Source organism: Spirillospora sp. NPDC048823 (assembly GCF_043198445.1).
Taxonomy (GTDB): domain Bacteria; phylum Actinomycetota; class Actinomycetes; order Streptosporangiales; family Streptosporangiaceae; genus Spirillospora.
In genome coordinates, this window is sequence record NZ_JBICUT010000003.1 from 457,348 (window position 1) to 474,353 (window position 17,006).

At 70.3% G+C, this 17,006-nt stretch carries 17 protein-coding genes; 9 read left to right on the forward strand and 8 right to left on the reverse strand.

Annotated features, from left to right (window positions below):
* Nucleotides 1-84: 84 nt before the first annotated feature.
* A complete protein-coding gene (locus ACGFK0_RS09700) occupies nt 85-1,236 on the forward strand; it encodes a hypothetical protein (RefSeq protein ID WP_392902321.1) in 1,152 nt (383 codons plus the stop codon).
* Between the two features lie 41 nt (nt 1,237-1,277).
* On the opposite strand, the gene ACGFK0_RS09705 is transcribed toward ACGFK0_RS09700, so the two are convergent.
* Nucleotides 1,278-1,808, reverse strand: a complete 531-nt coding sequence (locus ACGFK0_RS09705) for a hypothetical protein (protein WP_392902323.1) — start codon at nt 1,806-1,808, stop codon at nt 1,278-1,280.
* A 590-nt stretch (nt 1,809-2,398) separates the two neighbouring features.
* Nucleotides 2,399-3,385: a DUF6994 family protein gene (locus ACGFK0_RS09710; RefSeq protein ID WP_392902325.1), complete on the reverse strand. Its 987-nt coding sequence runs from the start codon at nt 3,383-3,385 to the stop codon at nt 2,399-2,401.
* Nucleotides 3,386-3,824: 439 nt separating this feature from the next.
* On the opposite strand from ACGFK0_RS09710, the gene mbhE reads away from it, so the two are divergent.
* The 8 genes from mbhE (at nt 3,825) to ACGFK0_RS09750 (ending at nt 10,961) form a co-directional block, all read left to right on the forward strand.
* Nucleotides 3,825-6,683 (forward strand): hydrogen gas-evolving membrane-bound hydrogenase subunit E, encoded by a 2,859-nt coding sequence (gene mbhE / locus ACGFK0_RS09715; RefSeq protein WP_392902327.1) that lies wholly within the window; start codon nt 3,825-3,827, stop codon nt 6,681-6,683.
* Nucleotides 6,680-7,135, forward strand: a complete 456-nt coding sequence (locus tag ACGFK0_RS09720) for a Na(+)/H(+) antiporter subunit C (RefSeq protein ID WP_392902329.1) — start codon at nt 6,680-6,682, stop codon at nt 7,133-7,135. The genes mbhE and ACGFK0_RS09720 overlap by 4 nt, the downstream gene beginning before the upstream one ends.
* Nucleotides 7,132-8,652 carry a Na+/H+ antiporter subunit D gene (locus tag ACGFK0_RS09725; RefSeq protein ID WP_392902331.1) on the forward strand — a complete coding sequence of 507 codons (1,521 nt, stop codon included), beginning with the start codon at nt 7,132-7,134 and terminating at the stop codon, nt 8,650-8,652. Before ACGFK0_RS09720 ends, ACGFK0_RS09725 begins: the two co-directional genes overlap by 4 nt.
* On the forward strand, nt 8,649-9,185 hold the full coding sequence (locus ACGFK0_RS09730) for a Na+/H+ antiporter subunit E (RefSeq protein WP_392902333.1): 537 nt from the start codon (nt 8,649-8,651) through the stop codon (nt 9,183-9,185). Before ACGFK0_RS09725 ends, ACGFK0_RS09730 begins: the two co-directional genes overlap by 4 nt.
* A complete protein-coding gene (locus tag ACGFK0_RS09735; protein WP_392902335.1) occupies nt 9,182-9,448 on the forward strand; it encodes a monovalent cation/H+ antiporter complex subunit F in 267 nt (88 codons plus the stop codon). The genes ACGFK0_RS09730 and ACGFK0_RS09735 overlap by 4 nt, the downstream gene beginning before the upstream one ends.
* Nucleotides 9,445-9,774 carry a monovalent cation/H(+) antiporter subunit G gene (gene mnhG / locus ACGFK0_RS09740; RefSeq protein ID WP_392902337.1) on the forward strand — a complete coding sequence of 110 codons (330 nt, stop codon included), beginning with the start codon at nt 9,445-9,447 and terminating at the stop codon, nt 9,772-9,774. Before ACGFK0_RS09735 ends, mnhG begins: the two co-directional genes overlap by 4 nt.
* Before the next feature lie 153 nt (nt 9,775-9,927).
* Entirely contained in the window at nt 9,928-10,755 is an 828-nt protein-coding gene (locus ACGFK0_RS09745) for a Scr1 family TA system antitoxin-like transcriptional regulator (protein WP_392902339.1), read from the forward strand.
* Nucleotides 10,752-10,961 carry a DUF397 domain-containing protein gene (locus ACGFK0_RS09750; protein WP_392902341.1) on the forward strand — a complete coding sequence of 70 codons (210 nt, stop codon included), beginning with the start codon at nt 10,752-10,754 and terminating at the stop codon, nt 10,959-10,961. The genes ACGFK0_RS09745 and ACGFK0_RS09750 overlap by 4 nt, the downstream gene beginning before the upstream one ends.
* A 31-nt stretch (nt 10,962-10,992) precedes the next feature.
* On the opposite strand, the gene ACGFK0_RS09755 is transcribed toward ACGFK0_RS09750, so the two are convergent.
* The 6 genes from ACGFK0_RS09755 to ACGFK0_RS09780 form a co-directional block, all read right to left on the reverse strand.
* Nucleotides 10,993-11,859, reverse strand: a complete 867-nt coding sequence (locus ACGFK0_RS09755) for a siderophore-interacting protein (RefSeq protein ID WP_392902343.1) — start codon at nt 11,857-11,859, stop codon at nt 10,993-10,995.
* Nucleotides 11,860-12,054: 195 nt separating this feature from the next.
* A complete protein-coding gene (locus tag ACGFK0_RS09760) occupies nt 12,055-13,323 on the reverse strand; it encodes an ABC transporter substrate-binding protein (RefSeq protein ID WP_392902345.1) in 1,269 nt (422 codons plus the stop codon).
* Nucleotides 13,320-14,438, reverse strand: coding sequence for a branched-chain amino acid ABC transporter permease (locus ACGFK0_RS09765; protein WP_392902347.1), 1,119 nt, complete (start codon nt 14,436-14,438; stop codon nt 13,320-13,322). Before ACGFK0_RS09765 ends, ACGFK0_RS09760 begins: the two co-directional genes overlap by 4 nt.
* Nucleotides 14,431-15,321 carry a branched-chain amino acid ABC transporter permease gene (locus ACGFK0_RS09770; protein WP_392902349.1) on the reverse strand — a complete coding sequence of 297 codons (891 nt, stop codon included), beginning with the start codon at nt 15,319-15,321 and terminating at the stop codon, nt 14,431-14,433. Before ACGFK0_RS09770 ends, ACGFK0_RS09765 begins: the two co-directional genes overlap by 8 nt.
* A complete protein-coding gene (locus tag ACGFK0_RS09775; protein ID WP_392902352.1) occupies nt 15,318-16,178 on the reverse strand; it encodes an ABC transporter ATP-binding protein in 861 nt (286 codons plus the stop codon). The genes ACGFK0_RS09770 and ACGFK0_RS09775 overlap by 4 nt, the downstream gene beginning before the upstream one ends.
* Entirely contained in the window at nt 16,175-16,990 is an 816-nt protein-coding gene (locus tag ACGFK0_RS09780) for an ABC transporter ATP-binding protein (protein ID WP_392902354.1), read from the reverse strand. The genes ACGFK0_RS09775 and ACGFK0_RS09780 overlap by 4 nt, the downstream gene beginning before the upstream one ends.
* Between the last annotated feature and the right edge of the window lie 16 nt (nt 16,991-17,006).

Below are 17,006 nucleotides of genomic sequence, written 5' to 3' on the forward strand. Positions count from 1 at the left end.
TCCTGGTCGTATGGACGGTCAAAAATCTTCGTGTAAGGCTCGGGGCTGACGACACCTGTCAAGTGAGAGGTTGGTCGGTTTCCCATGACCAGTCCTCAGCACCCCGGTGGCCGTAGGGCTGGTGGCCTCACCCGACCCACGGGGGGAGAAGCGACGGCGGAGTATGTCCCGGTTCTGCAGGCCCGCCAGGGGGAGTTGTTAGCGCTAGGCAAGCTTGATCGTTCTGAGATGCCGCAGGTGCATCCAGTACTCGAAGCGGTTTGCTACAAGGACAACATGCCGTTACGGCAGACCACGATGCGGCTGGCGGAGCTGGTGACGGCAGAGCTACTCAAGGGGACGGTTCCCGCTGTGGACTGCGTTCACCTCGACCGACGGTACGGCCTGAGCGGGGATACGCCGTTGCAGAGTGTTAGCGAAGACCTAGCCCTGATGATGATCCCGATGCGTCCTGTCGTCCGAGTGGCTTCGGGTGGCCTGATCGAACGGGTGTTGCTGGCCGCCGCCGAGGCGGCGGATGTTCATGGGGAAGGCGCTTTGGTCCGGGTCGTGGCAACTAGTCGGCTATCGAGCCAGACCGAAGTGCACAGGCGGTCGAGAGAAGAGGAGTTGGTGGATCGAGTCGCCACGGTGGTCGAACGGTTGGGAGGTCGAGCTGAGCAACTTGATTTGCTCGTTGACTTCGGCGCGATCGGTGGACGCCTTGAGGTGGAGGGGGCTGTGCATAGCCTTCACCAAACGCTGGCCGCGTTGGCCGGCTGGCCGTGGCGCCGGATCGCGGTGGCGGCGGCCGCCTTTCCAGACCGGATCACCAGCGTCCCGCTCGGGCAGTGCGTGGCATTCCCGCGGTTGGATGCCGATCTCTGGCGCCAATCGGTGACGGGAGCGCCCGAGTTGTCGGGCCGCTTGGGGTTCGGAGACTACGGCGTGGCCGGAACCAGCCTCCCACGGGACGGGTTCCCCAAACCCAACCTTCGCTACACCGCCCACACATGCTGGCACACCTACCGTTACCCCTCGGCCCCAAACGGCGGTTTCTCCACCTTCTACGACCTGTGCCGCGATGTAACAGAAGCCCTGTGGTGGTCCGGCGAGGACTACTCGTGGGGCGACGGGCAGATCGCTCTCCGCGCCCGGCGAGTCGGCGGCCCCGGCGGCGCAGCCCAGTGGCGAGCGTTCGCGTTGTCGCATCACGTGTCGATGGTGCTCGCCGAACTCGCCGGCGAGGCCCGATAATCGCAAGGGCGCGAAGCCGGGCGGCCGTTGCCTGAGGCCCGTCAGTTGGTCTCTTCGTGGGCGTGTGTTTCGGTGCCGGGCAGGCCTCGGGCTTGGACAGCCTCCATCCAGCTCACAGCGGTTGCGGCGACTTGTGTCAGGCTCGCATAAAGGTGTTTGGCGGCCTCATCGCGGCATCGGCCGCCCCCATCTGCGACCTCACGTGCGACCTCTCCGACATGCTCGACCAGCATCGCCAGGCGAAGCGGGTCAGGCAGGTATGCCGCCCCAGCCGTCCCCCTCTGATCTGCCGGGCCGCTGGACCGTTGCTGTCGATCCAGCTCCGCGGCGATGTCGCCAGTGGCGCCAGCGAAGCGGCGGCCTGCAGCCTCAGCCCGCGCGGCCGCAGCGACGAACTCAGCAACTCGCCGTGGATACTCGGCGGTGACCTGAAGATAGACGTCGGCTTCCTCGCCGTCACCGGCGACGACAGCCCACGCGCCGAGCTCGTCACCGGACGGGTTGATTTCGGCAGGCACCGCTCGCCAGGTCTCGGTGTCGCTGGTCCCGAGGTGGGTGGAGTCGTGAATCATCAGGTTCTCCTGGATTGGGACGGGCGCGGGGCTCTGGCCGTCACTCAGCCTCGCAGGCGGCGCGCCGATCCCACGCGGCAGATATCAGAAACGTGTGGTTTCGCTTGCGTCACGGTCGTGTAAGGACTCCGGGACGGTGCAGTGCTTTGCCTCCGTCTGCAGTTGGGAAGGCGGATGGCAGCTGTTCTGCTTCGCCGGTGGGGTTCTCGGCGCGGACCGTGCCCGCGCGATTCTCGGGCTCACACTGCTGGGCGACCTAGCCGACACTGTCGTCGCACGTGGCGCGTGGTGCCTGTCCAACTGCCTGACGACGGGTGAGGAAGTGGCTGGACTTCGGTGGACGTCGGTGGGCGTGTAACTCCGGGTCTGTGGGGTCGACAGCCAGTGCGAACGGGTGTTCGACTAGTTCGAGTCCAGTCGCGGGAGCGATTCCTCCCCATACTCGACGAGCTTCGCTCGTCTTCGCTGGATCGCTCCCGTCATGACGCCCGGGGGGCGACCCCCCGGAGCCCCCCGTGGGCCTCCGCCACCCCCCGCCCACCCGCCCCTTTCGGGGCGGGTTTCTTTGCGCCATAGGATGACGGCCCTGCTCACCCCTGAAGGGTCTTTGCGTACGCGGCGATACGGGCGTTCCTGGCGTGGAGGAACTCCGTGCTCGTCTCCATGTAGCGGCGGTACGTCGCCAGGTCCTGCGGCACTGACGGCATGGTGAACTCGTCGAACGGCATCGCGAACCGGACCCGCCCCCCGTCGAGTAGGTCCTGGAGGAGGAAGTGGTTGATGAACCCTTCGAAGGTTCCAAACAGGGCGAAGAAGTCGGTGTACCGAGCGAGGACCTCCCCGAGTGGGCTCCGCCGGCCCGCATAGTGGCGGCGGACGCACTCGACCGTGAGGTCGAACCGGTCGGCGATCCGTGGGTGGAAGCCGCGGGCACCGTTGATCGTCTGCTTATTTCCGATCTTGTCGCCCGGCCAGATCATCATCCCGCCGATCGTGTAGCCCAGGTTCCAGAACGCTTCGGACTCGCCATCATCGAGCATGGCGACGATGGCACTTGCCTTGTGCGGGAACGTGGGTATGACGGCGTCGCTGCTGAGCCAGAACCGTGCTTCGGCTGACTCGTGGACGAGGTAACTCCCCGGCCTTCCATCAGCGAGGTCGAAGGGCGTTCCGCCTGGAAGTTCTTTGCTCCAGAGTGCCCGGTGGTAACGGTGCAGTGTGTCGCTGTGCGTGTCGGGGTCTTTGCCCGGGGGAGTGTCGGTCTGGAAGTCATAACTCGTATCGATCAAGAGGTCGTCGAGCGGGCGCGACCCGCTTGACGGTTGAGTCGCCGGTCCGGATGCGCCGCCTACGACGCGCTCGTTGGCGTGGGCGAAGTGGTTGGGGCAGTAGATCCGTAGATGCCCCTTCGCGTGTCGGGCGTGACGGTGCTTGATGACGGTCAACTGGTCAGCGGGCAGGACGGCCCCGCATGCGGAGCACTTTCGGTGGTCGGGGCCGGCGGCATTCCGGTCGGGGAAGACCTCGCCCAAGATGCGGGGCTCGTCATACGCAATCAGATCTCGCTCGTCGAGCATGTCTGATGCTCCCCCATGTGCTCGGTATCAGTGAAGCGTGGTGGAGGGGGCCGCTGCTGCGAAGGGATCAGTTTCGCACCTCTCGCCCGGATCCTCACCCCCGGACTCCACCAACCGCAATCGCACCGTGTCGGCACTCACCCCGAAGCGCGCCGCCAGTTTCCACCCTGCCGTGACGCTTGAGGATCTTGCTGACCGTTCGACGGGAGATGCCGAAGCGCCGGCCGAGCTGGTACAAGATCAGCCTGCTGGTCGGCTACCCTCAGCAACTGCTGCTTACGCTCGCGATTCACCGAGGTGGCCGCCCAAGGACCTCGCAGAAGCCCTGTGCGATGCGCTAGCCGCACCGCAGCCGGTGCCGGTAGACCGTCTCCGTCCTCATGGGGGGCAGGTCCGCTGATCGTTTGGGGGGCGCTGATCGGGTAGGTCGGCATGCGACGTGCTGACGCTGGTTCTCGCCCATGCCATCGCGGCGGTCGCCGTGCCCTGGGCGTTGGGGCGGTACCGGCGCGTGATGGCGTGCGCGGCGGCGGTGCTACCCGCGGCGACGGCGGCGTGGGCCGCGACTCGGGCGGGCGGGGACGACCTCACGGCGGAGCTCGTGTGGGCCGCCGACCTCGGGCTCGTACTCGACTTCCGGCTGGACGCGCTGTCCATCGTCATGCTGCTGCTGGTCGGTGGCGTGGGCGCCGTCGCGCTCTGCTACGCGGGCTGGTACTTCGAGGGTTCCGAACGACTGATGACCGGGACGCTCGTCGCGTTCGCGGGGGCGATGACCGGTCTGGTGCTCGCCGACAACCTGCTCGTCCTCTACGTGTTCTGGGAGCTGACCACGCTCAGCTCCTTCATCCTGATCGGCACGACCCGCCCGGAACGGGCCGAGGACCGGCGCGCGGCGACCCAGGCGCTGCTGATGACGACCGCGTTCGGGCTGGTGATGCTCGCCGGGTTCGTGGTGCTCGGCCAGGCCGCCGGGACCTACCGGATCTCGGCGCTGCTCGTCGACCCGCCGGGCGGCGCCGCGGCGGAGGCGGGCCTGGTGATGGTGCTGCTGGGCGCGTTCGCCAAGTCGGCGCAGATGCCGCTGCACGCGTGGCTGCCCGCCGCGATGGTGGCGCCCACGCCGGTGAGCGCCTACCTGCACGCCGCCGCCATGGTGAAGGCGGGCGTCTACCTGGTGGCGCGGCTGACGCCCGCGTTCGCCGACACCGGCCTGTGGCGCCCGGCGGTGATCGGCGTCGGGCTGGTGAGCCTGCTCGCCGGCGGCGTCATCGCGCTCCGGCAGGACGACCTGAAAGCGCTGCTCGCCTACGGCACCGTGAGCCAGCTGGGTTTCCTGATGGTCCTCCTCGGGTCCGGGACCCGGACGGCGGCGCTGGCGGGGACCGCGCTGCTGCTGGCCCACGGACTGTTCAAGGCACCGCTGTTCCTGGCCGCCGGCGTCGTCGAGCACGAGGCCGGGACGCGCCGCGCCGGTGAACTGTCCGGGATGGGGCGGCGGCTGCCCGTGACGGCGATCGCCGCGACGGCGGCGGTCGCGTCCATGATCGGCCTGCCGCCGTTCCTGGGGTTCGTGGCGAAGGAGGCCGCCGTCAAGGCCTTCGCGCATGGGGGGCTGGACGCCGTCGTCCTCGCCGGTGTGGTGGCGGGGGCGGCGTTGACCACGGCTTACGGCTTGCGGTTCCTCCATGCCGCCTTCGCCGGTGGCGGGGGCGGGGCGCGGGCGGCGGACCCGTGGGGGATGGCCGTGCCGGTGGCGGTGCCCGCCGCCGCAGGGTTCGCCTTGGGTTTCCTATCAGGCCCGGTGCAGACGATGGTCGCGCCGTACGCGAACACGCTGGGCGGAGATCCCGGCTACAAGCTCGCGCTCTGGCATGGTCTCGGGCTCCCGATCGCGCTGTCCGCGCTCGCCGTCGCGGCCGGTGCCGGGCTGTTCCTCCTCGCCGGACGGTCGTATTCGGCCAAGCCGGTGCGGTGGCCCGTCCCGGACGGTCAGCGGGGGTACAACGGCGTGGTCCGCGCGGTCCTCGTGGGGGCGCACGCGGTCACCAAGCGCCTCCAGGCCGGGTCGCTCCCCGTCTACCTCGGTGTGATCGGGACGACGGTGCTCGTGGTGCCGGGCTCCGCGCTCATCGCGGGGATGACGGACAAGAGGAGCCCCGACGTCGCGGACTACGTCCTGCACGGCTGGGACGATCCGGTGCAGACGGTCCTGGGCCTGATCGTGATCGTGTGCGGGCTCGCGGCGATGCTGGCCCGCCGCAGGCTGTCGGCGGCGCTGCTGATGGCCGGGGTCGGCTACGCGATCGGCGGGCTCTTCGTGGCACAGGGCGCGCCGGACCTCGCGCTCACGCACCTCGTCGTCGAGACGCTCCTGCTGATCACCCTCGTGCTCGTGCTGCGGCGGCTCCCGGAACGGTTCCCGCCGCGCAGGCGCAAGCTCTCCGGCAGGGTCGCGACCAGCCTGATCAGCGTGGGCCTGGGCGCGTTCATCGCGACGTTCCTGGTGGTGGCGGCGCTGAGCCGCCGCAGCACGCCGACCGGTCCCGGCTACGCCGAACTCGCCGCGGAGGAAGGGGCCGACAACGTCGTCAACATGATCCTCGTCGAGGCGCGGGCCCTGGACACCCTCGGCGAGATCACGGTGGTGGCCGTGGCCTCCATGGGCGTCATCGGGCTGGTGCTCAGTGGCCGCCGCCGCATACCGCGCCCGTCCGGCGAGGAGCCCGCCGGCGGCGAGGCGGCAGGGGAGCCCGGCGGAGGGAGAGGCTGGCTCGCGACCTCCGGCCGCCCGGCGCTCGGCGGCGCGCCGATGGTGCCGGCGGCGGCCGCGGCCCGCCTGCTCGGCCCGGCGATCCTGGTGTTCTCCGTCTACCTGCTCGTCGCGGGGCACAACCGTCCCGGCGGCGGGTTCGTGGCCGGTCTCGTCGCGGCCATGGCGTACGTCCTGCGCTACCTGCCGGGCGGGCGGCGCGAACTGGCCGCCGCGATGCCCGTGCGGCCCGGCGTCCTGCTCGGCGGCGGGCTCGGGCTGGCGGCCGCCACGGGTGTGGCCGGGTGGACGTTCGGCGGCATGGCGGACGGCGCCTTCCTGAAGAACGAGGTCCTGCACGCCGAGCTCCCCGTGATCGGCGACGTCAAGATCCCCACGAGCCTGTTCTTCGACGTCGGGGTCTACCTGCTGGTGCTCGGGCTGGTGCTGACGATCCTCACCACACTCGGCGCGAGCCTCGACGAGGACGCCCTGGAAGAGGACGTCCCGGACGAGAACGACACGGCGGAAGGAGCGCGACCGTGACGGGGCCCGCTCTCGTCCTCATCCTGGCCTCCGCGGTGCTGTTCGCGGCGGGCTTCAACATGCTGATGCAGCGGTCCCTGGTCCGGATCGTGATCGGCTTCATGCTGCTCGGGCACGGCGCCAACCTGCTCCTTCTGCTGGCGGGCGGTGCGGCCGGTTCCCCGCCGCTGCTCGGCCGGAAGTCCGAGCGGCCGATGGCCGATCCGCTGCCGCAGGCCATGGTGCTCACCGCGATCGTGATCACCTTCGGGGTGACGGCGTTCCTGCTGGCCTTGGCGTTCCGCAGCCGGATGCTCCTGGGGGAGGACGAGGTTCGCGACGACGTCGAGGACCGCCGGATCCACGCCGAGCGCCCTGACGAGTCTTGGGACGACGACGCCGACCCGTTCGAGGAGGACGCCGAGCAGGAGGCCGCCGGGCGCGGGGACGGCGAGACGGGGGGCGGCGCGTGAGCGTCCTCGTTCCGCTGCCGTTCGTCCTGCTGCTGCTGGGGTCCGCGCTCACGATGGTCAGCCGCCGCCGGGAGAGGTGGCTGCGGGTCCTCGCCCCGCTGACCGTCACGGCGTCGCTGGCCGCCGCGGGCGCGCTGATGGCCGCCGTGGCCCGCGACGGCGTGATCGCCGTCCAGATGGGGGGCTTCGCCGCACCGCTCGGCATCACCCTCGTCGCGGACCGGCTGTCGGCGCTGCTGCTCGTGGTGTCCATCGGCGTGCTGCTGGCGATCATGCTGCACGCCGTGGCCGAGGGCGCCGGAGGCATGGGCGGGCACGAGCCGGGCGTGTTCTATCCGGCGTATCTCACGCTGACCGCCGGAGTCAGCCTGATCTTCCTCGCCGGCGACCTGTTCAACCTCTTCGTCGCGTTCGAGATCATGCTGGCGTCGAGCTACGTGCTGATGACGCTCAGCCCGACGGCGGAACGGCTCCAGGCCGGCATGACCTACACCGTGGTCAGCCTCATGTCGTCGATCCTGTTCCTCGCCGCGATCGGCCTGACCTACGCCGCGACGGGCTCGGTGAACCTCGCCGGCCTGTCCGAGCGCGTCGCCGAACTGCCCGAGGGGACCCGCACGGCGCTCGGGCTGCTGTTCCTCGTCGTGTTCGGGATCAAGGGCGCCATCGCCCCGATGCACCTGTGGCTGCCCGACAGCTACCCGGCCGCCCTCACCAAGGTCACGGCCGTGTTCGCGGCACTGCTCACCAAGGCCGCCATCTACGCCCTCATCCGGGTGGAGACGCTGCTGTTCCCCCGTGACCAGGTGTCGTGGATCATGCTCGTCCTCGCCGCCGCGACGATGCTCGCCGGCACCCTCGGCGCGCTGACCCACGACGACATCCACCGGGTGTTCTCGTTCGTCCTGGTGGGCCACATCGGCTACATGCTGTTCGGCCTCGGGCTGTACAGCGTCGCCGGCCTCACCGGAGCGATCCTCTACCTCGCCCACCACATCGTCGTGCAGGCGGCGCTGTTCCTGGTCAGCGACCTGATGCAGGGGCGCACCGGGGAGACGTCGCTGCGCCGCCTCGGCGGCCTGGCGCGCCTGTCGCCCTTCATCGCCGTGATGTTCTTCATTCCCGCCATGAGCGTGAGCGGGATGCCGCCGACCTCGGGTTTCATCGCCAAGCTCGCGCTGTTCCAGGCGGGCCTGGGGGAGGGACGCCACATCGCCTACGCCGTCACCGGCGTGGCGGTGCTGGCGAGCCTGCTCACGCTGATGGCGATGTCGCGGATTTGGACGCTCGGGTTCTGGCGTCCCCGCCCCGAGGAGGCCGGCGAGCCCCCCGCCGCCGGGTCCTACCCGGAGGGAAGCACGCGGCTCATGGGGACCGTGGCGGCCGTCCTGGTCGTCGGCGGCCTGCTCATCGCCGTGTTCGCCGGGCCGCTGGCGTCCTGGAGCCACCGCGCCGCGGCCGACCTGCTGGACCCGGCGGTGTACCGGAACGCCGTGCTGGAGGGGGGAGGGTCTTGAACGGCTCCCGCCGCGTCGCCTCCCGCCTGTTCATGGGCGTGTGGCTGCTCGGGATCTGGTTGCTGCTGTGGGGACGGGTCGACGCGCTCACCGTGGCCGGCGGCGCCGTCGTCGTCGTCGGCGTGTACGCGACGAGCCGGCTGCCCGCGGTACCGCTCGTCCGGCGCATACGGCCGCTGCGCCTCGCCATGGCCGTCGCCGAGTTCGCCTGGGACCTGCTGGCGTCGAGCGTGGTCATCGGATGGCACGCGCTGTACAGGCCCCGGCAGGTGCGCAGCGCCCTCATCGACGTGGACCTGCGGTCCCGCTCGGACATCATCCTGCTGGGAGTCACGACCAGCATCTCCCTGCGTCCCGGCACGATCCTGATCGACCTGGATCTGGACCGGGCCATCCTGCGCATCCACGCCATGCCGGTCCACGGCCCGTGGGAGGCCGACTCGGCTCGGGCCGGCGTGATCCGCACGGAGGAGCGACTGATGCGCGCATTCGTGACATGGGAGGACGCACCACCACAGGAGGAGCCTCGATGAACACCGTCTACATCCTGACCATGGCGCTGCTGGGCGCCGCGTTCCTGATGACGGCCGCGCGGCTGGTACGCGGCCCGTCCAGTTTCGACCGCATCATGTCACTGGACGTCATGGCCGTCCTGCTGGTCAGCGGCATCGCCGTCCACTCGGCCTACTGGGGCGAACCCGCGTACGCGACGCTTCTGCTGGTCGTGTCGATGCTCGGCTTCGTGGGCTCGGTCAGCGCCGCCCGCCTGGCGGGGGCCTGGGGGGAGAGCCCATGAGCGCCGGGGACGTCGTCACCGCCGTCCTGCTGCCCGCGGGCGCCGTCTTCTCCGCCCTCGGCGCCCTGGGTGCCCTCCGGTTCCCCGACCTGCACTCCCGGCTGCACGCGGCAACGAAGCCGCAGACGATCGGGCTGCTGCTGATCCTCGCCGGGGTTGCGGCCCAGACCGGCTCCGTCTCGGCCGCCACCCCGCTGATCCTGGTCGCGTTCTTCCAACTGCTCACCGCGCCGATCACCGCCCAGACGATCGGCGGCGCCGCCTACCGCGCCGGCGTGATCGACCGAACCACCCTCACCGTCGACGACGCCGGTCAGAGCAGCTGAATCCCGCGTCGTCCGAAAGGCATGCGGCTTCTTTGGGTAATCGCTTCACGGCTCACCGTGATCGCCCTATCGTCCGAAAGAGCGAGATGAGCATGTCGAGAATGCCGTCTGGCGCAATCGAGAACCGGCAGAGCTTTCCCCCTGGAGGCAATGATGCCCCGCCGTGCCCGTACCATCGAAATACCGAAGACACCCGTCGAATTCTTCGGTACAGAACTGCGTGCATGCCGCGAAACGGCTGAACTCGGACGTCCCCAGCTCGCCGCGAAGCTCGGCTACTCACCTCAGTGGATCGGCCTGCTGGAGCGAGGCGAGAGCGCCCCGTCCGAGAACTTCGCGACGGACTGCGACACGTTCTTCGAGACGAAAGGTGCATTCCACCGCATCTGGGAATGGATCCAGCGTCTCGGACACCTCCAGCTCCTCCCGCCCGGCTTCGCCGAATTCCTCCAGCGTGAGGCCATGGCACGCGTGATTCATACCTTCGAAGCCATGGCTGTAACGGGCCTCTTTCAGACGCGGGAGTACGCGTACGAGCAACTGAAGGCCGGCCGGACTCCCGGTGAGGCCGAGGAGTTGGTGGCGACGAGGCTCTCCCGCCAGGCGATCCTCGAAGGGGAGGACCCCTGCCATGTCGTCGTGGTCTTCGACGAGTACGCCATCAGGAGGCCGGTCGGAGGCCCAGAGGTCATGCGCGGTCAGGTGCAGCACCTGATCGATCTGGCCGATCGGCTGAACGTCACGCTGCAGATCGTGCCGAGCGCCAAGGGATCGTACCCGGGGGTCATGGGGGCGTTCATGATCCTCGGCTTCGACGAGGGGCCCGATGCCGCGTACGTTGAAGGTCATGTGGGCGGCCAGTTGATCGAGCAAGGACGCGTGGTTCGGGCGTATGCGCTACGTTTCGATTTGATCAGGGGTGCGGCATTGTCGACGGATGAGTCCCTGAAGCTCCTTCATACGATCTTGGAGGGTCTGTGAGCATCGGTAGCGCGTCGAAGATCGAGTGGCGGAAGAGTAGCCGCAGTGGCGACACCGGCGGCGCCTGCGTCGAGGTGGCGAGCCTTTCGGCGGAGGTCGGGGTGCGGGACTCGAAGGATTCGGATGGGCCCAGGCTCTTTTTCGCGTCCGCCGAATGGCGTGCGTTCGCGCAGCGTGTGAAGAGCGGCGGGCTCGACCTGCGCTGATTCCGCACCCCGGGTGGCGTCAGCGAGGGCCTTACTCTTCGGTGTTGGTGGTCTCGGCGACGGACTCGGCGAGGAGGTCCTCCTCGGTGGCGCCGCGGCGCCAGTAGCCGGAGAAGGTGACGGTGCGGCGGTTCAGGCCGCGTTCGCGGACCAGGTGTCGGCGGAGCGCCTTGACCAGGGCGGATTCGCCTGCGATCCAGGCGTAGGCGTCGGCGGGGACGTCGGCGGTGCGGACCGCGTCCAGCAGGCCGCCGGGGGCGACCCAGGTGATCTCCGCGTCGGCCGCGGTGGGCAGGTGCTGCCGGTCGCCGGGATGCGGGACGTCGATCCAGACCTGGGCGGACGTTCCTGAGGGCAGCCAGGCGAGGTTCCCCGCGATGGCGGGCAGCGCGGTCAGGTCGCCCGCGATCAGCACCGGGCTCCCGGGCGGCGGGCGGAAGTCGTAGCCGCCGTTGTCGGAGCCGGTCGGGCCGAGGATGGTGACGCGGTCGCCGGGGCGGGCCGCCGCGGCCCAGGTGGCGGCCGGGCCGGAGGAGCCCTCGACGTGCAGGGCGAAGTCGACGTCGAGTTCGCCGGGGCGGTGGTCGCGGACGGTGTAGGAGCGCATGATGCCGCGTTCGGCCGGGTCCAGGGCCTTCCAGTCGGCGAACCAGGTTTCGCCGTCGTTGTCGTCCGGCATGACGGGCGCGTCCTGGTGCGGGTGCGGGAGGAACACCTTGATGCGCTGGTCACGCCCGGCGGAGACGAACGCCGTTTCGGCGGATCCGTTCAGCGACTCGCCGCCGAAGGTGACCCGGACCATGGACGGGCCGAGGCGCTCGGCCCGCAGGACGTCCAGGTCGAAGAACGCGTAGGGGGGGGGACGGTTTCGGCATGCCGGGCGTACTCCATGAATCAACGGCGGTAACCCTGTTGCGGGCTTGATCGTTACTTAGGTTAACCTAACCTAATCTCTGATCAAAGGGCGGAGCCGGGACGCCGGCGCCCGGCCGCGCCCTCGCCGAGGTCCCCGCATTGACCTGCGGCGTGCCACTCCCTGAAGGATTTGCTCCTTCGGGGTGACACGCCGCAGATCAGCGATGAGCGGGGCGGGTCACTTGCCGGCCGGGACCTTGTACGCCTCGGCCTCCTTGGAGGCGGTGGCCTCCCGCTCGACGACCATGCCGCCGAGCGCCTTGGCGTCCGTCCGCAGGATGTAGGTCTTGCGGGTGCCCGGCTCGTCCACCTTCGAGAAGTCCATCGGCGTCCCGTAGCCGCCGTCGTAGGTGGTGGTGGACCGGTGCGCCTTGATCAGCCCGTCCCTGGTGAGGTCCTTGGCCTCGCACGCCTTCTTCAGCGCGTCCGCGAAGATGACCGCGCTGGTGTGGCCGTTGACGACCGCGCTGTCCAGCGGCTGCCCCGGGTACTTCTTCGCGTAGTCGTCCGCCAGCTTCTTGATCGGCGCCAGGTCGGACGCGATCGGCGCGCCGGCGCTGGCGAGGTAGAAGCCCTTGAGCAGCGCGGGCGCCGCGGGGGTCTTCAGCAGCTGCGGGGAGAACCCGGAGTTGCTCGCCACGATCGGCACCATCAGGCCCTTGGACCGGGCGACGCCCGCGAGCGACGCCGACTGCTTGGGGCCCGCGCTCATCAGGATCGCCGTCACCCCGGCGCTCTGCAGCGCCGAGACCTGCGCGGTCATGTCGTTGTCGGTCGCCTTGATCTTCTGCTCGACGATCGTCAGGCCGAGCTCGCCGGCCGCGTACTTCGACCCGGCGAGCGCGCTCTCGCCGTAGTCGCCCTCGAAGTACACGTGCCCGATCTTGTCGCCCTTCTCGACCCCCTTCTCCTTGGTCAGGAAGTCCAGGGCGTTGATCATGTCGACGTCGTAGGTGGTGCCGGTGACCTGGATGTACTGGTTGCCGAGCAGCGTCGTCGCCCACGCGTTCGGGATGACGAACATCTTGTCGGCCGTGATGCGGTCGCCGAGCGCCGTCACCATCGGCGACCCGACGAACTGCGTGAGGCCGATGACGCTCGTCTTCAGCTCGCTGTAGGCGGCCACGGCCTTCTGCACGTCGTACCCGTGGTCGCGGACGACGAGCTCGACCGTACGCCCGCAGATGCCGCCCTGCGCGTTCACCTGCTCGAAGTACAGCTGCTGCGCCTGGGTGAGGCTCTTGCCGAGCGGCGCGTACACCCCGGTCATGTCGGTCTCGATCCCGACGCTGATCTTCTTGTCGGTGACGCCGGTGCCCTGCTTCACGCCGTCGGCACCGGCCTCTCCCGGGCCGCCGGTCGACTTTTTGCTGCAGCCGGACGCCATGCTCAGCGGCAATGCCAGCGCCAGGGCGGCGACCGCCGTGACGCGCGCCATTCGCTTCATACCAGTTGCTCCTCTTTCTCGAGTCGGGTGAGGGGTCGGGCGGCCCGGCGCCGCGACGCCGTGGCGCGCAGCCACGGCCATATCCCGGCCAGGCCGCGGGGAAGGAACAGGACGACGGCGACGACGGCGGCGCCGTACAGGATCCGGGCCGCCTCGGCGGGGGAGACCCCGCCCGAGCCCGGGGTCGCGACGAGCGGCAGGTCGTCGCCGAAGCGCGTGAGGAGCTGGGGCAGGACGGAGACGAACACCGCGCCCGCGACGGCCCCGGCGACGCTGCCCAGCCCGCCGATGACGATCATGGCGAGGTAGTCCAGGGCCAGGAACATCCCGAAGTAGTCGGGGACGGTCCGCTGGAACGCCAGCGCCAGCAGCCCCCCGGCGGCGCCCGCGTACATCGACGACAGCACGAACACGCCGGCCCGGTAGCGCGCCACCGGCACCCCCATGACGGCCGCCGCCACCTCGTGGTCGCGGATCGTGTTCATCGCCCGCCCGGGACGGCCGCGCAGGATGCCGCGCGCGATCCACACCGCCGGGACCAGCAGCGCGAGGCCGAGGAACCACAGCCGCTCCACCGCGCCGAGCGGCACGTTGAACAGCACCACCCCGGGGGAGTCGTCGAACCGGAACCCGGCGATCTCCAGCGGCGGGACGTCGCGGCCGTTGAAGCCGCCGGTGACGCTCTCGGCGTTGAACAGCACATGCTGGCCGACGAAGATCAGCGCGAGGGAGGCGATGCCGAGGTAGACGCCGCGCAGCCGCCCGGCGATGGGGCTGAACAGGCCGCCCGCGACACCGGCGAGGACCACCGCGCCGACGAACGCCAGCGGCGTCGGCAGCCCGAGGCCCACCATGCCGTCCTCCGAGCCGGACGCCAGGTACACGTACCCGTAGGCGCCGACGGCCAGGAAGAACGCGTGCCCCATCGAGAGCTGCCCGGTGGACCCCGTCAGCAGGTTCAGGCCGATCGCGCCGATCGCCGCGGACATCGCGAACAGGCCCGTCAGCAGCCAGAACGCGTCCAGGTAGAACGGAGGGAGAAGCATGACCAGGATGGCCGCGGTGATGATCCACCGCCGCCCGAGGAAGCGGAGGACGGACGGACGTTCAGACACGCGACAGCTCCCTCGTCCCGAACAGCCCGGCGGGCCGGACCAGCAGCACGGCGAGCATCACCAGGAACGGCGCCACGCCGCCGATGCCGCGGCCCAGGAACGTCAGGTCGCCCTGGTAGCCGGTCACGAGCGACTCGGTGAGCCCGACGATGAGCCCGCCGACCAGCGCCCCGGTCGTGGAGTCGAGCCCGCCGAGGATCGCGGCGGGGAACGCCTTCATCGCGGCGAACGACGTGCTGCGGTCCAGCCCCGGCGTGGGGAACACCGTCAGGAACAGCGCCGCGACGGCCGCCAGCGCGCCCGCGATCGCCCACGCCGCCAGCGAGACCCGCGTCAGCCTGATGCCCATCAGCGACGCCGTCTCGCCGTCCTCGGCCGCCGCCCGCATCGCCACGCCCCACGACGTGAAGCGGAACGCCAGCAGGAACGCCGCGATGATGACCGCCGCGACGACGAACGCGGCGATGCGCGTCTGGGCGATGCCCACCCCGCCCACGTACACGATCTTGTTCTGCCACGGGTCGCCGAGCGAGAGGACCTGCGTGCCGATCCGCCGCGTCAGCTCGGTCGTCAGCACGATGTCGATGCCGATCGTCACGATCGCCAGCACCGCATGGTTCTCCACCCGCGCGTGCCGCAGGATCAGCACCTCCACCAGCACGCCCAGGACCGCCGCCGCGGCGATGCCCGCGGCGAGCGCCGGCAGGAAGCCGATGTCGTCGTGCAGCACGGCCGTCACGAAGCCGCCGGCCAGCAGCAGCGACGCGTGCGCGAAGTTGACCACCTCGGTGGCCTTGAAGATGATCACGAAGCCGAGGGCGATGAGCGCGTACACCGCTCCCGCCGAGACCCCGTTGACCACCAGCTCGATGAACGTGCTCAAGGATTTCCTTCCGGGTCCGCGTGGGAGGGCGCCGCCGGGACGTGGGCGGCACCGAGATAGGCGCGGATCACGGCCGGGTCGCGCTGCACCCGCGCCGGGTCGCCGCCCGCGATGCGCCTGCCGAAGTCGAGGACGGTGACCTCGTCGGCCAGCCGCATGACCATCCCCATGTCGTGCTCGACCAGCAGGATCGAGACGCCGAGGTCGGCGCGGGCGCGGGAGATGACCTCGGTCATCCGCCGCCGCTCACCGCCGTTCATCCCGGCCACCGGCTCGTCCAGGAGCAGCAGCCGGGGCTCCATCGCCAGCGCGCGGGCCAGCTCGACCCGCTTCTGGACGCCGTAGGGCAGCATCCCGACGGGGGCGCCGAGATGCTCGTCCACGCCCACGAACCGGGCGATGTCGCGGACCCGCGCCCGGTGCCGCGCGTCCTCGCGGCGCGCCCACGGCATCCGCAGGCCCGCGGACGCGAACCCGGCGCGGGTGAGGCGGTGCCGCCCGAGCATCAGGTTGTCCTCGGCGGACTGGAACCGCGACAGCGCGATGTTCTGGAACGTGCGGGCGACGCCCAGGGCCGCGATCCGGTGCGGCGCCAGCGAGGTCAGCTCCGCCCCGCCGAACCGGACGCTGCCCTCACTCGCCCGGTACACCCCGGACAGGACGTTGAAGCACGTCGACTTGCCCGCACCGTTCGGCCCGATGATCGCGTGGACGCTCCCGGGCGCGACCGTGAAGCCGACGTCGTCCAACGCCGTCAGCCCGGCGAACCGCACCGTGAGCCCGCTGACGACCAGCTCGCCCGTCCCTGCGTCCTGTGTGGGGACGACCTCCTGCGTCCCCTGGTCCGCTCCGCTCATCCGGTCCACCTCTCCAACGCGGGCGGCGGAACGTCCTTATCGGTGGCCTCGCCGTCCGCGTCGTCGGCGATCTCCTCACCGACGCCGAGGTAGCGGCGCCTGATCTCGTCGCTGCCGGCCAGCTCCGCCGACGGGCCGTGCAGGGCGACCGCACCGACCTCCAGCACGTGCGCCGCCGACGACAGCTCCAGCGCCAAGGCGGCGTTCTGCTCGATCAGCAGGATCGCCGTGCCCTGCAGGTTGATCTCCCGGACGGTGTCGGCGATCCGCTCGGCCATCAGCGGCGCGAGGCCGAGCGTCGGCTCGTCCAGCAGCAGCACCGACGGGCACGCCATGAGGGCCCGCCCGATCGCGAGCATCTGCTGTTCCCCGCCCGACAGGAGCCCGGCGCGCTGCCGCGCCCGTTCCGCCAGCACCGGGAACAGCTCCAGCACCCGCCCGTGCGCCTTCGCGGCCTCGGCCCGGCTGGGCGCGCCGAGCGCGCCGGCGCGCAGGTTCTCCTCGACGCTGAGCCGGCCGAACACCCGCCGCCCCTCCGGCACCTGCACCACCCCTGCCGCCACCACCGTGGCCGGGTGCAGACCGATCAGGGACCGGTCGCCCAGCCGCACGGTGCCCGCGTCCACCGCGCCGCGGTGGAACGGGAGCGTCCCCGAGATCGCCCGGAGAAGCGTCGACTTGCCCGCCCCGTTCGCGCCGAGCACCGCCGTGACCGATCCCGCCGGGACGTCCAGCGACACCCCGCGCAGGGCCCGCACGGCCCGGCCGTAGCTCACCGACAGATCACGGACCGCGAGGGTCCCGTTCGCCATGCACGCCTCCACATTC